The sequence below is a fragment of the Hoyosella sp. YIM 151337 genome (assembly GCF_026041215.1).
Lineage (GTDB): Bacteria > Actinomycetota > Actinomycetes > Mycobacteriales > Mycobacteriaceae > Hoyosella.
The window spans coordinates 446,239-461,102 of sequence record NZ_JAPEIQ010000006.1; the positions used below are offsets into that span (position 1 = coordinate 446,239).

The following is a 14,864-nucleotide window of genomic DNA, read 5'->3' on the forward strand; positions in this document are numbered from 1 at the left end:
TTGACGTTCAGCTGTATCGGGGGCCGAACTGCCGATCACCGGCGTCACCCAGCCCTGGCACGATGAACGCATCCTCATTGAGCCGCTGATCTATCGCCGCGGTTATTAGCCGTACTGGATATCCCGACTCTTCGAGCGCACGAATCCCCTCCGGCGCCGACACGACACAGATTGCCGTGATGTCGGTCGCGTTCCGGGCCGTGAGAAGCGCGAGCGTGTGGAGCATCGACCCGCCTGTCGCGAGCATCGGATCAAGAACGAAGACCGGCCGGTCGGCCAGGCTCGCCGGCAGCGCTTCCAGATACGGCGTCGGCTGGTGCGTTACCTCGTCCCGTGCCATACCGACGAATCCTGTTTGCGCTTCCGGGATCATGACACTGGCTTCGTCAACCATTCCCAATCCAGCGCGGAGCACCGGGACGAGCAGCGGCGGGTTTTCCAGCCGGAAGCCCGTTGCCTCGCCCACTGGAGTGGTGACACTGAAGCCGGCCACCTTGGCATCGCGCATCGCCTCGTAGATGAGCATCTGCGTCAGCTCACGCAGTGAGTTCCGGAACACTGCCTGGTCGCTGCGTTCGTCGCGCATTGACGTGAGGCGCACAGCCGCAAGGGGATGATCAACGACGCGAGTGTCCATGACGCTGAGCATATCGGGAAAAGAAATTTGCCATCCGGCGGAACCGCTACCGGGTGTGATGCGTCGTCTTCTATATCGGTGCATCGAGTTGAGATGGGAGTGGCAGTGTGACTGAGTCCGCTGGGCGTCAATTAGCCGTTAGTGAGGTTGCCGCAGTTCCGGGCGAGATTCGCCAGTTCGGCGCCTGCGCGGCCAGCAATCGCGAGGATCTCCTGTCCGCGCTTACGCTCGTAGCGGGGTGTGCCCCGGCACAATTGCAGCCGGTGCTCGGAGCAATCGGCGCTGACTACCTCGGCGCCTTCGCTGAGGCCCAGCAGCGGTATTCACAGTCTTTGAACCACCTCGCTGACCTGGCAGGCGCCATCAGCATCGCGGCGGACAACACCGCAAGCGTCTACGAATCGCGTGACACTGCATTTGCGGCCGCGCTGACAATGGCACCGGAAGGACACCAGCTGTGATCGACGTAGCGCTGCTGAAGAGGCCCATCGATGAGCTTGCCGCGGCCCTCGGAACGGGGCACAACCCAGCAGCGAATCCCTTGCCCGAGTTGACGGCGGCGGCGACGACGCTCAGCGAGGTGAGCGCAGCTGGCACGGCGGCGACGAATCAGCTCGCTTCGACCTGGCACGGCGAAGCCGCCACGGCAGCGCTGCTAAAAGGGCGCGAGTTCGCTGGCGCTGCCGATCAGTACGGTCTCCAGGGCCAGCAAATGGGGTTGAGCTGGCTCGCAGCTGCCGAGTCCGTCCTCCGTGGTGTCGGCGAACTCGCCACGATCGGCGCATCATTTCTGCGCATCCTCCAGCACGCAGAAACTCTGCTGGCACACCCACTTGGGCAGTTGACTCTGCTTAAAGAGGCTCTCGACCATCTTTCCCGCGCGCTGGGCGTGGTCATCCGCATCAGCGGAGAATTGTCGGCCAACGCCCAAAGTCTCGACGGAATCGGACGGGGCCTGACGCTGCCTGAAGCCCCAGGGGTTGCCGGGCTTGCCGCCGGCGCAGCCAGCATCTCCCCTGCCACGAACACCCCAGCAGACGTCGGCGCGTTCGGTTCAAGTGACCCGGGCAGTTCGCTAGCGGCCGCCGGAACGGGAGTGGCCGTCCAGCTGCCCGACGGCAGCATCACGCACGCACCCACACCCCAGGCCGCGGACGCGGTTCGCAACGCTCTCAGCCAGCGGGGAGTTCCTTACGTGTGGGGCGGCACAACCCCGGGTGCCGGGTTCGACTGCAGCGGGCTCACCCAATGGTCCTATTCCCAGGCGGGCGTGGAGATCCCGCGACTCGCGCAGGAACAGAACGTTGGGACCCCCGTCAGCCGGGACAACGTGATGGCTGGTGATCTTGTCGTGTGGGACGGACACGTCGCGATGGTGATTGGGAACGGCCAAATGGTTGAAGCGGGAAATCCCGTGAGTGTTACCCCAATTCGGACGGATAACATGGGGCAGGCTTTTTACGGCTTCTACAGGCCGACAACATGAGCGCGGATGCACGTAGGGTGCGTGTACGTGCGTCCGAGAGCGGTTTTCCACTGGAAGTTTCGCTCAGCAGGGAGGCACTCCGGCTTGGGGGTGCCTACATCGCGGCGGAGGTGGTGCGCCAATGCCAGGCCGCCGCATTGAAACGCGGCGCCCAGTATCGTGAAACCTGTAGGGAAGCCGGCGTATCGAGTGCCACACTCGCTGCACTCGGTGTTCCTTCGTCCGACGATGTCGCCGCGAGAGAAGCTACGGAGCCCGGCGCAACAGCCCTGCACCGGTGGGGGTTCAGCCGATGAGCCCGCAGCCGGAGTTTCAGTCGGTGCTGGCGCGCGCGCAACGGCAGCGGGAGGCGCTCGAGACGGCGATCAGCACCCTCCAAGCCTCACGGAATGTGGGCAAATCTGCAGATGGGCGCGTCGTCGCGGAAATCGACTCGTCCGGCGCATTAGTGAGTCTGGTGATCGACGAATCACTCACGCGATTGTCCCCGCGTGAGGTCGCGAACCTTATTGTGGCTGCCGCGCAGAGCGCCTCGTCCGCTTCAGAATCCGTGCGACGCGCCGCTTTCACCAACCTGGCTAGTGCGTTCGGACCGGACACTGGCTAGGCTTGCGCGCATGGCAGGTGACATCGTCCCTATTGAGCTTGGTTTGACCGACGGCGACGTCGTGACCCTGTGGGCACCGCGCTGGCGCGAAGGCGACGATGAGTGGCAAGCGTTCCTGGGTCGCGAGGACGACCTGTTCGTCTTCGATTCAATCGCGAATCTGGCTGCGTTCATCAGGACCGAGGACGACCACGACCTCGCCGAGCACCCGACATGGCATGTGGTGGCCGCGCTCTCAGCCGCCGAACTCGAGCCTGACGAAGAACACCGTTATGACCTCGTCGGGGTACCCGAACTCGCTGCTGGCGCACCAGAACCGCTGACGGTCGCGGAACTCGAAGACACACTCAATATGGCACGCACCCTGGGTGAAGTGTGCGACTTGGACGCGGTTAACGCCTTCTTCGATAATCATCCGCAGCTGGAGGCACTGCCGGGCGGTCACCACGCATTCGCGGGCAGCGATGGCATTGAACTATGGAACAAGGTGGGCATGGCGCTCGCCGACGGTTGGGACGACGTTCTCGACGCCATTGATGGCATCATCGAATCCCCCGAGGTCGATGCTGATGTTCTCGCGCTGTGTGAGGCTGAGATCCTCGCCGCAGACGAAAACGACGTCGAAGCGGACGATGCTGCCGAAAGCGCTGACGATGTGGAAGTAATTGACGCCAAGCCGACAGCATCGAGCGACGACGAAGACTCAGGCGAAGACGATTTCTGGACAAGCGTCGGCATCGACCCCGTAAAGATACTCCTTGGGGCCGACGAGTACTACACGTTGCGCTGCTACATCGATGACATTCCTGTTTTCCTCGGAAAAGAGGGGGTTATTTACGTCTTCCGCAGCGATCGCTCGCTCGCGCGCTACCTCGCGGACGCACATGATCACGAGCTGGCGTCCGTGAGTACGTACGGTGAGGTCGCTACCGCCGCCACCGACGGTTCGCTCGACATCACCGTGACTGACGACAACACGTATGTACTCACCGGGCTGTTTGAGGACATCGCGGAAGGCCCCGAGTCAGTTGACAGCGAGCAGCTCGACCTTGCCGTCGAATTGCTGACGGACGCAGCAGACTTCGCCGATGACGACAGTGTTGAAGAGGCGCTGGCCAGTACCACCCCCTTGGGCTGGTACACCTCTTACGTCACCAACCCCGATCCGACACGGATGGCGCCGAGCCCGCCTTTCGCGTCAGAGGCTGCGGCGTGGCTTGACCTGGTCCGCGCGTTCGAGGGGCGTCTGCGAGTGCGCTAGCTGGCCCGCATCCGCCCGCGTGCCCATCAGCCGACAAGCACGGCGTAACCGGGCTTGATGACGTCGTCGATGATGCCAAGACGCTTGTCGAACGGATAGAATGCCGACTTCATGGCGTTGATTGTGAACCGTTCGAGGTCACTCCATCCGTAGCCGAAGACCTCAACGAGCTTCAGCATTTCTTCACTCATCGTGGTGTGGCTCATCAACCGGTTGTCCGTGTTCACGGTGACGCGGAACTTCAGTTTGGCCAGATGATCGAACGGGTGCTCAGCAATACTTCGCGCCGCCCCGGTCTGCACGTTCGAACTCGGGCACAGCTCAAGGGGGATCCGTTTGTCGCGAATGTAATTGGCGAGGAGGCCGAGATTCGCGCCCGCCGTTGAAGTATCTGGACCCAACTCGATGTCGTCCATAATGCGCACGCCATGCCCAAGCCGGTCTGCTCCACAAAAAGCGACCGCTTCGTGGATGGAGGGCAGTCCAAACGCCTCTCCCGCGTGAATAGTGAAGTGTGCGTTCGATTTCTGCAAGTATTCGAATGCGTCGAGGTGACGGGAGGGCGGGAATCCGGCCTCGGCGCCAGCGATGTCGAACCCGCACACGCCCTCATGCCGATACCGAACCGCTAGTTCCGCGATCTCACGTGAGCGGGCTGCGTGCCGCATCGCGGTAACGAGACAGCGCACAACAATGTCGTACCCGGTGTCCGCGTTGACGGCTCGAATACCTTCGTCAAATCCGCCAAGCGTCGCCTCCATAACCTCGTCCAGACTGAGTCCCGCATCGAGGTGCTGTTCGGGCGCAAAACGAACCTCCGCATAGACAACACCGTCGGCCGCGAGGTCTTCCACACACTCGCGGGCGACGCGGCGCAGCCCCTCCCTGGTCTGCATCACGGCGACGGTATGCGCGAAGGTTTGCAGATAGAGTTCCAGCGATCCGCTATCAGCCGCGTCCCTGAACCAGGTTCGCAACTCATCGGCGTTCTGTGCCGGCAAGCCGTCGTAGCCGCAGTCCCGCGCCAGGTCGAGAATCGTTTGTGGGCGCAGCCCACCATCAAGGTGATCATGGAGCAGCACTTTTGGTGCTAGCCGAAGCGATGCCAGGGTTATCGGCGTGTGCGTCATACAGCGACGGTAGCGGATCGGTGAGCACGCCAGTTGGCGGGTGCGGGGGTCCCGGCCGATATGGAAGGATCTCCGGTGTGGCTGAGTTGACTGACCCGTATTTGTGGCTGGAAGACATCACCGGCGAGGCTGCGCTGGAGTGGGCGCGCAAACACAACGACACCGCCGAAACGGCGCTCGCTGGTAGCGCTTTCGAGACCACCCGCGCGCGAATCCGGGATGCGCTCGACACCGACGAGCGCATTCCCTACGTACGCCGCCGCGGCGAGTTTCTCTACAACTTCTGGCGCGACGCGCAGAACCCGCGCGGCCTCTGGCGCCGCACCACGCTCCCGGAATACCGTCGCGAACAGCCACAATGGCAGATCCTTCTCGATGTCGACGAACTCGCGAAAAGTGAGGACGAAAACTGGGTTTGGGGTGGTGCTACGGTGCTGAGGCCCAGCTATGACCGGGCGCTGATCAGCCTCTCCCGCGGTGGGGCGGACGCTGCGGTTGTCCGCGAATTCGATCTGGAGGAACTCGCGTTTGTCGCCGATGGTTTTTCGCTTCCGGAGGCGAAAAGCGAAGTCCGCTGGGTGGATCGAGATGCCGTCTTCGTGGGGACTGACTTCGGTGATGACACGCTCACTGAGTCCGGTTATCCGCGAATCGCGAAGTTGTGGCGGCGCGGAGCCCCGCTCGCCGAAGCTGAGACTGTTTTCGAAGGGCAGCGCGAGGATGTCGCGGTGTCTGCCTGGCGCGATCTCACCCCAGGTTACGAGCGCAGCTTCGCGGAACGCGCGATCGACTTCTACAGCTCTGAACGTTTCCTCCTCACTGACGACGGCCAGATCGCGGTTGACGTTCCTCTCGATGCGCGGGTATCGGTGCACCGTGAGTGGCTGTTGATTTACCTGCGCTCGGCCTGGACGATAGGCGGAGCTGAGTTTCCGGCAGGTGCGCTCCTCTCCGCTCCATTCGACGACTACCTCGCTGGTGAACGAGATGTGACCGCGGTCTTCCTGCCGGATGCGCACACGTCCCTGCAATCATTCTCGTGGACGGCGAACTGGCTGGTACTCGAACTGATGCGGGACGTGCGCAGCGAGTTGCGCATCCTCACTCCCGGGACATGGACGGGTGAAACCCTGCCCGGGCTGCCACCGCTGGACACCGCAGAAGTCGTTGATACCGACCCTGACAACAGTGATGAGATCTTCATCAGTACAAGCGGTTACACGTCTCCCGCGACGCTCTGGCATGGGTCGATTGGCGCGCCTATTGAGGTCATCAAAGCGCTTCCACCGTTGTTCGATGCGCGTGACATTGTCACCGAACAGCACTTCGCCATGTCGGAGGACGGCACAGCGGTGCCGTATTTCCTCGTGCGCCGGGCTGACGCACCGTCCGGGCCGACAATGCTCTACGGCTACGGCGGCTTCCAGAATTCGCTGACGCCCGCCTACAGTGCCGCACTGGGCCGGGCCTGGCTCGAACGCGGCGGCGCATATGCCGTCGCGAATACCCGCGGCGGCGGCGAGTACGGACCCGATTGGCACACTCAGGCGCTGCGCGAAAACCGGCACCGCGTGTTCGAAGACTTCGCCGCAGTCGCCAAAGACCTCGTCGAACGCGGCGTTACCACGCCGCAGCAGCTTGGCATTCAAGGCGGGAGCAATGGCGGCCTGCTTATGGGGGTCATGCTCACCAAGTATCCGGAGCTTTTCGGCGCCATAGTCTGCCAGGTGCCGCTGCTTGATATGCGGCGCTACCATCTACTGCTTGCGGGGGCATCGTGGGTCGCGGAGTACGGCGACCCTGACGAGCCTGGCGACTGGGACTTTTTGTCGACGTATTCGCCGTATCAGGCCGTATCACCGAACGCTTCGTACCCGCCGACTCTCATCATGACCTCGACGCGGGATGATCGCGTCCATCCCGGTCATGCCCGGAAGATGGTCGCTCGGCTCGAGGAGTACGGCCACCGCGTGTTGTACTTCGAGAACATTGAGGGCGGGCACGGCGGTGCCGCTGACAATGCGCAACTCGCACATAAAGCGGCGCTCGCCTACGAATTTCTGTGGCGGACGCTGGACGGGCCCAAAAATTCGGTGTGAAAGGATTCGGGTGTGACCGATTCACCGCCCCGTTCTGGTGCCCAGGCTGTTGAACGTGCCATCACGATCCTCAGGTGTTTCGTGTCCACGAGCGAAAGTCTCGGGATCACTGAGTTGGCGACAACGACGGGGCTGACGATCAGCACCGTGCACCGGATTGTCCGGGTGCTGACCCACGAGGGTCTCCTTGTGCAGGATGCGCGGGGTGAGCGCTATCTGCTCGGCCCTACGCTTGTCATGTTCGGACGGCACGCGCAGGAACAACTCGGGTACAGCAGGGCACAGCCGATCCTCGATGAACTCGCCGCGGAAACGGGCGAATCTGTGAACCTTGGGATCCGCACCGGCAACGAAGTGCAGATCGTGTTGCACGCCGCGTCACCACAGCCATTACGGTTCGATCAAGTGCCGGGAACCCGTGTGCCGCTCAATGTCTCCGCGATGGGTAAGTGTTTCCTCGCCTACAGCGGGTCGATAGATGACCAGCTAGCGGGCCTCGGACCGCTCTCTGGTGCGACGGAAAAAAGCATCACGAACCGCAAGAAACTCGCGGAGGAACTCCAGGCGGTGCGACGGCGCGGCTGGGCTCTTAACGATGAAGAGAGAAACCCCGGCGTGCGCGCTGTCGCGGTTCCGGTCCTGCACCACAGTGGCACCGCCGTCGCGGCGGTTGCAGTGCAGGGACCTACCGTGCGAATGACTGACGACGAGGTCCCCCGACTTGCCCGTACGGCAGGGCAGAAGGTCGCGCGTATCGCTGCCCTGCTGGTAGGCGAATAGTCACTTGTTCTCAAGCAGACCGCGCCGCCGGAGCAGCGCCTGTTCAATCTGGCCGAATACAAGACTGTCGACGAGGATACCCACTGCCAAAATGATGATCATGGTGGCTAGCAAGCCGTGGGCATCACCGAGGTCACGAGAGATCTGCAGCGTATGTCCGAGTGAGGATTGCCCGGCAGCTGTCACGATGAGTTCACCGGCCATCAAGCTTCGCCAGGCAAACGCCCAGCCCTGCTTCAGCCCAGCCACAAAAGTGGGTAGCGCTGCGGGAAGGATGACGTGGCGATAAAGGGAAACCCCCCGGGCTCCTAGAACGTGACCGGCCCGCAGCCACAGCGGCGGTATCTGATCAACACCACTGATGAGCCCGTTCGCGATCGACGGCGCCGCACCGAGGACGACGACGAAAAAGATCGCCTGCTGCCCGCTGAACGGGAACAGCAGGATCGCGAGCGGCACCCACGCGACTGACGGCATCGTCTGAAGTCCGGTGATGAACGACCCGAACGCCGCCCGTAGTACCCGTATTCGCGCCACGAGACTACCAACGACGACCCCGATGACAAGCGCGAGTGCGAACCCACTCGCGCCGCGCTGCAGAGTGACAAGCGTGGCCTCAACGAGGCTGCCGTCGAGCGTCCGGCGCCACAGCTCAGCGAACACATCGGCTGGGCCAGGCAGAAGGTACTCCGGTTTCCAGCCGCTCAGCACGACGAGTTGCCAAAGGCCGAGCGCAAGGGCGACGGCCCCTACCTTGGGCCACACGGCACTCCAGATCCGCACGGCTAGCGGCTTTTTCGCTTCCTGCGGAGTTTCCAGTCGATCGAGTCCCTGGATTTCCTGGTCTAGTTGCGCGACATCAGCGGCCATGACGGCGCACCTCCCCCTTCAGCACATCAGTGATCGTGCTCGCCAGCTCGGACACCTCGGGGGATTCGATCCGTCGCGGACGCGGTATGCCGACATCGAATGTCTCGAGAATTCTGCCGGGACGGCTCGACAGCACAACAACGCGGTCGGCGAGGCGTGCGGCTTCACGCACGTTATGGGTGACGAAAATGACGGTGAGGCCTCGTTCGCGCCACAGCCGCTCCAGCTCACCGTGCAGAACGTCGCGGGTCATCGCGTCGAGCGCCCCGAACGGTTCATCCATCAGCAGCACGTCCGCATCCTGAGCGAAGGCGCGAGCAATCGCGACACGCTGACGCATACCGCCAGAAAGTTCGTGCGGCCGCTTCCCCGCGAAGGCGTCCAAGTGAACCGCTGCGAGCAGTTCCTGTGCCCGCTGTTTACGCTCCCGCCGCCCGACGCCGCGCAGCTTGAGCGCGAGCTCTACATTGGCAGCCACAGTGAGCCAGGGGAACAGTGCTGACTCCTGGAACATAAGTGCGGCGCGCCCCTGTACGCGCACCGAGCCGTCGGTTGGTTTGTCGAGCCCAGAAATGAGGTTCAGCAGGGTGCTCTTGCCGCAGCCAGACGCGCCAACCAGGCATAGGAACTCGCCTTTTGTGACACCGAGAGCGACCCGGTCGAGTGCTTGAACAGCTGTTTTTCCGTGACCGTACGTCTTGCTGACGTGGTCGAGTGTGACGGCTGTGCCAGCATGTTCGACCACCGCCGCGCGTGAGCCGGACGCGAGGATACTCATGAGTCAGACACCTCCGGTGCACCGCGCTCCCGAAGGAGTTCATTGAGAATCGTGAGATCGTAAATCCCGGCTAGATCTACCGGCTCAAGCAGTCCCGCCGCGATCGCGTCGTCTGCGGATTCCTGCAGGGAAGAGGCAATCGGATCTGGCGTGAACTCGAGGTTCTGCCACGCGGCCGCGATCAGTTCGGCTGACAGCCGCGTACCGATCGCGTTCTCGATGCCGTCCAGCGTAATAGTCTGTGCCTCATCCGGGTTGGCGTTCACGAACTCCAGCGCGTCGAGGTGGGCTGAAAGGATGGCGCGTACGATCTCCGGGTTGCTGTCGAGGAACGACGTCGACGCGAGGATGTGCGTCGTGACGTACTGCCTGTTGGGCCAAAGGTCACGCTCATCAACAAGCACCTTGCCCCCCGCCTCATCTACCAGTCGTGTCGCCCAAGGCTCCGGAACCCAGGCACCATCGAGGTCACCCTGCTGAAAGGCCTGGAGTACGTCCGCATTCGCCATCGATCTAATCGACACATCACCGCCACCCTGCGTATCGGTTTGGAGCCCCTGCTCCGCGAGCCACGCCCGCAGTGCGACATCCTGCGTGTTCCCTATCGGCTGCGGCGAGGCGAGCGTCGCACCTTCAAGGTCGTCAGGGCCGTCAATGCCCTCCCGCACAACGAAGAAGGCGCCGCCAGAAGTGGATCCGGAGATTAGGCGCACCGCTTCTCCGTTTGAGCGCTGGAAGGCGTTGATCGCTGGGTTGGGCCCAATGTAGGTGATGTCGATCGCACCTGCGAGCAGCGCCTGCGCGGCCTCGCCACCCGCATTGAAATAGTGCACTTCGAGTTCTACGTCATCGCCAAGCGCTTCCTGGAGAAGGCTATTCTCCACGCCTACGAGCGCGGGCGCGTGCGTGACGTTCGGGAACATTCCTACGCGGACGGTGGATGCTGCCCCTTCGTTCTGATCCGCACTGGTACAGCCGGAAACGGCCAGCCCGAAACCGAGGATTACAGCGGCTAACCGTGCGGTGGCCGACCAGCGACCACTCTTCCGACTCATTTTCATGACTCAGAAGCATACGTTTGTGGGAAAGAATTCCACAAATCGCTGCGGGAACTTTTCCCACAGAATGGATGCAGACATCGACCATGGCGACGATGACTCTGTCTCCCGCTGCATCCCGGTGGTGGTGGGTACAGCGGCTCATACTCGCGCCGCAGCCGCCGGTGATGCGGTGAATCCGCTGCTCGGCGCGAACCGTGAGAGCACGTCGCCACTGGGTTCACCCGCTATCTCAGAGATGTAGCCCAGCACATCGTCTCGGTCCTTGAGGGCGGTGAGTCGGTCCGGCTCGGACAGGAACCCAAACAGCGCCGCTGCCACGCGCTCGCTCACAGCTGCGGCTGGGAAGAGTAACTCCGCATGAGCGGCATACTTCGGATCACCCAGGAAAAGCCTGGTGACTTCCGCCGCGGCATTGCCTCGCTCCTCCCAGTGTGTGTCGAATTGCTCCCCGAGCCAGTCGGCGCTGAACTCGCCTTTGTGTGAAGCTGCCGCAGCAACCAAAGCGGCGACCTGCACGATAGCGTTTTGTGCCCCCTGCCCCGCCAGCGGATCGAACGCAATGGCCGCATCTCCAATAGCTGCCACCGCATGGCCGCTGCTCGTCGTGCCCACAGCCTTGCGGACCGTGGGAGTCACCGCGCCCCGCAGCCACGAATGCGGATCCGAGACGATCGCTTCAAGCTTCTCCACCTCGGGGGCGTCATTGGGAAAGTACTCGCGGTAGAAATCGACGACGACGTTGCGCGCGCTGTGGACATCGATTGCCCGTGTGAAGCGCTCCTCCCACGGACTGCCCGGCTTAGCAAAGCCGAGAAAACTCCACGACGGGCCAGCGTCCTTGTGCAGGAACGGCCCCAGCCACGCCTCCCCGAAGTCGGTGTGCAAATTGAACAGGTTGTGGACACGGCCATTCTGGGTTCGGTACCCGAAATCTGGACTGTCGCCTTTTGCCTGCAGCGTCACCAGAAGGAGGGAACGCTGCGGCGTGCGGTACACCGTCCGCTCCTCGTCCACAGGGAACAATGACACGAGACCGCCCTTGCCCGTCGCCACGAGTGTCAGGGCGTGCTTTCCGGCGATGGCGTCCAGCTCGTCAACAGTCACTGTGCGTACTTCGAATACTCCACCGCGTTGAACGAATCGGTCGATCCGATCGGCAGCTCGCAGGCGGACGTCCACAGCCTGTGCGAAGTAGCCGAATTCGGGGTCGAACTCGAGAATTTCGCCGCGCTCGTCGCCGTAGCCCGTGTGCAGGCGAGTGCTGAGCCCGGTAGTCAGCGTTTCTTCTCCGTAGAGATCTTCGATGATGCGCGCATCTGCTTCCCGGGACTTCCCGAAATATACAGCGCTGCCAGTCGGTGGCACGTCGTCACGCAGCCCCCGACGAGCCCTGTCGCTGTACAAGGTCACGTTGAACCCAGCGTTCAGAAACCCGAGTGCCGCAGATGATCCCGCGAGACCCGCGCCGATTACCGCTACAGACCGTTGTTGCTGTTCAGACATTTCCACTCCAGATTCTCGTTGTCAGCTGACATCGGCGCGATAGCGCGATGTGATGGTGGAGAGGTCACCGCCAGGGCGGTAGCGAACTCCTCGATGGCCGTCTGGGAGCCGTGCTCCCAGGCCGAAAAGCTTCTCTCTCAAGGTCCCGTGCGAGTACGTCGCCGGGTACGCACCGCGTTCCTGCAACACAGGCACTACATGGGTAATGACGTCTTCAAAGGACCCCGGGGTGATCGCGTAAGCGAGGTTGAAGCCGTCGACGCCGGTGTCTGAAACCCACTTCTGCAACTGGTCTGCCACAGTGTTGCCTGACCCAACGAATCGCGGGCCCAGCCCACCGATGCTGGCCCATTCAGCAATGTCACGAACCAGCCATTCGCGACCGTCATCTCCCGACTCCTGGAACGCGGCGACAGCCGAACGGATCGCATTGCTTTCGACGTTTCCGATTGGCTCATCGAGGTCGTAGCGGGAAAGGTCGATGCCCATCCACCCGGATGTGAAGACAAGTCCGCCCTCGAGACTTGCGTACCGTTTGAATTCCTCATGCTTGGCAGCGGCCGCCGCGTCCGTTCTGTCCGTGATGATGGTCGCGAGCGCGTAAATCCGTGCAGCATCAGGTGCGCGGCCCGCTGCTACAAGGCCTTGTCGTATACGCCGCACCGTCTCCCTCAGCACACGTTTGGACGGTGCCGCCACGAAGATCGCCTCTGCGTGCTCCGAGGCAAAGCGGATTCCACGAGGTGAGGCGCCGGCCTGGTAGATCACTGGCGTGCGTTGTGGGGATGGTTCGGACAGGTGAATGCCCGGAACCGAAAAATGCTCACCCCGGTGCCCAATGTGATGCACTTTGTCCGCGTCGACATACACGCCGCGTTCACGGTCTCGTACGACCGCGCCGTCTTCCCACGACCCCTCCCAGAGCTTGTACAGCACTTCCAGGTACTCGTCGGCATGGTCGTAGCGGGCGTCGTGGTCAAGCTGATCCGCGGCGCCGAAGTTCCGCGCCGCAGACGGCAGGTAGCCCGTGACGACGTTCCACCCAATACGTCCTTGAGTGAGGTGATCGAGAGTCGATAGCCGACGCGCAAATGGGTAAGGGTGCTCGAACCCTGTGCCCGTGGTGATGCCAAAGCCGAGGTGCTGTGTTGCGGCAGCCATCGCGGAGACGAGCAGAATGGGATCAGCGACCGGTATCTGGGCACCCTCCCGCAACGCCGCTTCATCGGTGCCGCCGTACACGTCATATGTGCCCAGAACATCCGCGATGAACAGCCCGTCAAAGACACCCCGCTCCAGCAGCGTGGCAAGCCCAGTCCAGTATCCGATATCGGTATACCGCTGAGACTGGTCCGCTGGGTGCCGCCACAGGCCTGGCGACTGGTGGGCGACGCAGTTCATGTCGAACGCGTTGAAACGAATTCGCCTGGTCATGCTGACTGCTTTGAGAAGCGCCCAGCGCTCCACGCATACGGCAGCGCATCACCGTTCAGCAGGTATGCGCCCAGTGCTTGTTCCTTGAATATAAGTGGGTTATGCGCCGAGATCGTTCGCGCGTTGCGCCAGTGGCGATCCAGAGCGGGACCCGACGATGTGATCGAGGCGCCGCCCACTTCGAACAGCTGCGATGTCGCGTCGAGGACGAGGCCGATAACCACCGACTGGGCCTGCGCGGCCGCTGCTTCTGCCTGGTCCAGCAACTGGGGGTCGTCACCGCCAGCATCGAGCAAAACATCGAGGTCATCTGCGACTGCGAGCACCGCGGCACGCGCCCCGAAAGTCGCGGCCGCGAGCTTGCCGATGACCTGCTGAACCAGCGGATCATTGCGCGGCACATCAGCTGCGGCATGGGTGAACGTCCGGGTTCGCTGACGCACCCACTCCACAGTCTCCGCTTCCGCGCGCTGTGCGATTCCCGCAAGGACAGCGAGTTGGACCAGCTGAAGGTAAGCGGTGACGTAGGTGCGTCCGGGCGCCCCATATCCCGGGCCGAGTATCCGGTCTTCCGGCACAACAACATCGGTGAATGTGGTGGTTCCGCTCACCGTGAGCTGCTGACCGAAACCGTCCCAGTCATCGGCCTGCTCAACTCCCGGTTGCTGGGCATCCACGAGGACGGACACACGCTCACCGTCGTAGTCCGCTGCGACAAGGATGTAGTCCGAATACAGACTTCCCGTGCTGTAATACTTCGTGCCGTTGAGAATCCTTTTGTCGCCGTCCCGCGTGAGCACCGTCTGATACCTGTCTGCCGCGCCGATCCCTGGCTCCGTGATCGCATTGCCCACGAATGCGCCCGCTGCGACAGCATCGAGCCAGACCCGCGCCTGGGCGTCACCCGACAACCGCTGGTCCTCGACGAACGACCAATGCACACGCAACGCCTGCGGCAGGTTCGATTCCGCCGCAGCCAAGTCGATAAGCAGCGTAAACAGTTGACGAACGGACACTCCGAAGCCGCCCAACTCCACAGGCACACGAAGCGCGCCGAAGCGAGCACTGCGCAACAGTTCGACCTCGTCGAAGAGCAGCCGGCGATCCTTTTCGCGCTGGATTGCGCCTTCCGCTATCTGGTCGAATATTGGCTGAAAACGTTCCTTCAGCTCCTGTTCGGTGGGCTGCGCGGCCGCGCCGAGTGTTGTGCTCCCCACT

Annotated in this window: 14 protein-coding genes; 6 read left to right on the plus strand and 8 right to left on the minus strand. The window is 62.6% G+C overall.

The features are described 5' to 3' along the window. Window positions 1-7: 7 nt before the first annotated feature. Window positions 8-637, minus strand: a complete 630-nt coding sequence (gene upp, locus ONR57_RS03535) for a uracil phosphoribosyltransferase (protein ID WP_265121515.1) — start codon at window positions 635-637, stop codon at window positions 8-10. Between the two features lie 107 nt (window positions 638-744). On the opposite strand from upp, the gene ONR57_RS03540 reads away from it, so the two are divergent. From ONR57_RS03540 to ONR57_RS03555, 4 genes are all read left to right on the plus strand, one after another. Then, a complete protein-coding gene (locus ONR57_RS03540) occupies window positions 745-1,098 on the plus strand; it encodes a type VII secretion target (protein ID WP_265121517.1) in 354 nt (117 codons plus the stop codon). Next, a complete protein-coding gene (locus tag ONR57_RS03545) occupies window positions 1,095-2,123 on the plus strand; it encodes a C40 family peptidase (protein ID WP_265121518.1) in 1,029 nt (342 codons plus the stop codon). The genes ONR57_RS03540 and ONR57_RS03545 overlap by 4 nt, the downstream gene beginning before the upstream one ends. A gap of 292 nt (window positions 2,124-2,415) precedes the next feature. Continuing rightward, window positions 2,416-2,730 carry a YbaB/EbfC family nucleoid-associated protein gene (locus ONR57_RS03550; RefSeq protein WP_265121519.1) on the plus strand — a complete coding sequence of 105 codons (315 nt, stop codon included), beginning with the start codon at window positions 2,416-2,418 and terminating at the stop codon, window positions 2,728-2,730. A gap of 10 nt (window positions 2,731-2,740) precedes the next feature. After that, window positions 2,741-3,991 carry a primosomal protein gene (locus ONR57_RS03555; RefSeq protein WP_265121520.1) on the plus strand — a complete coding sequence of 417 codons (1,251 nt, stop codon included), beginning with the start codon at window positions 2,741-2,743 and terminating at the stop codon, window positions 3,989-3,991. A 26-nt stretch (window positions 3,992-4,017) separates the two neighbouring features. On the opposite strand, the gene ONR57_RS03560 is transcribed toward ONR57_RS03555, so the two are convergent. Beyond that, window positions 4,018-5,121 carry an adenosine deaminase gene (locus ONR57_RS03560; RefSeq protein ID WP_265121521.1) on the minus strand — a complete coding sequence of 368 codons (1,104 nt, stop codon included), beginning with the start codon at window positions 5,119-5,121 and terminating at the stop codon, window positions 4,018-4,020. A gap of 77 nt (window positions 5,122-5,198) precedes the next feature. On the opposite strand from ONR57_RS03560, the gene ONR57_RS03565 reads away from it, so the two are divergent. Both ONR57_RS03565 and ONR57_RS03570 read left to right on the plus strand, forming a co-directional pair. Continuing rightward, the gene (locus tag ONR57_RS03565; RefSeq protein WP_265121522.1) at window positions 5,199-7,220 is read left to right on the plus strand and encodes a prolyl oligopeptidase family protein; all 2,022 of its coding nucleotides are present in this window, start codon (window positions 5,199-5,201) and stop codon (window positions 7,218-7,220) included. Window positions 7,221-7,232: 12 nt separating this feature from the next. Further along, a complete protein-coding gene (locus ONR57_RS03570) occupies window positions 7,233-8,000 on the plus strand; it encodes an IclR family transcriptional regulator (protein WP_265121523.1) in 768 nt (255 codons plus the stop codon). Here ONR57_RS03570 and ONR57_RS03575 read toward each other — a convergent pair whose 3' ends face one another. The 6 genes from ONR57_RS03575 to ONR57_RS03600 form a co-directional block, all read right to left on the minus strand. Then, on the minus strand, window positions 8,001-8,870 hold the full coding sequence (locus ONR57_RS03575) for an ABC transporter permease (RefSeq protein WP_265121524.1): 870 nt from the start codon (window positions 8,868-8,870) through the stop codon (window positions 8,001-8,003). After that, complete coding sequence (locus ONR57_RS03580; RefSeq protein WP_265121525.1) at window positions 8,860-9,648, minus strand: ABC transporter ATP-binding protein; 789 nt, start codon at window positions 9,646-9,648, stop codon at window positions 8,860-8,862. Before ONR57_RS03580 ends, ONR57_RS03575 begins: the two co-directional genes overlap by 11 nt. Further along, window positions 9,645-10,709 (minus strand): ABC transporter substrate-binding protein, encoded by a 1,065-nt coding sequence (locus tag ONR57_RS03585; protein ID WP_265121526.1) that lies wholly within the window; start codon window positions 10,707-10,709, stop codon window positions 9,645-9,647. Before ONR57_RS03585 ends, ONR57_RS03580 begins: the two co-directional genes overlap by 4 nt. Window positions 10,710-10,847: 138 nt before the next feature. Beyond that, the gene (locus tag ONR57_RS03590) at window positions 10,848-12,212 is read right to left on the minus strand and encodes a styrene monooxygenase/indole monooxygenase family protein (protein WP_265121527.1); all 1,365 of its coding nucleotides are present in this window, start codon (window positions 12,210-12,212) and stop codon (window positions 10,848-10,850) included. 21 nt (window positions 12,213-12,233) lie between these two features. Next, a complete protein-coding gene (locus ONR57_RS03595) occupies window positions 12,234-13,646 on the minus strand; it encodes an LLM class flavin-dependent oxidoreductase (RefSeq protein WP_265121528.1) in 1,413 nt (470 codons plus the stop codon). Further along, the gene (locus ONR57_RS03600) at window positions 13,643-14,863 is read right to left on the minus strand and encodes an acyl-CoA dehydrogenase family protein (RefSeq protein WP_265121530.1); all 1,221 of its coding nucleotides are present in this window, start codon (window positions 14,861-14,863) and stop codon (window positions 13,643-13,645) included. The genes ONR57_RS03595 and ONR57_RS03600 overlap by 4 nt, the downstream gene beginning before the upstream one ends. Window position 14,864: the final 1 nt, after the last annotated feature.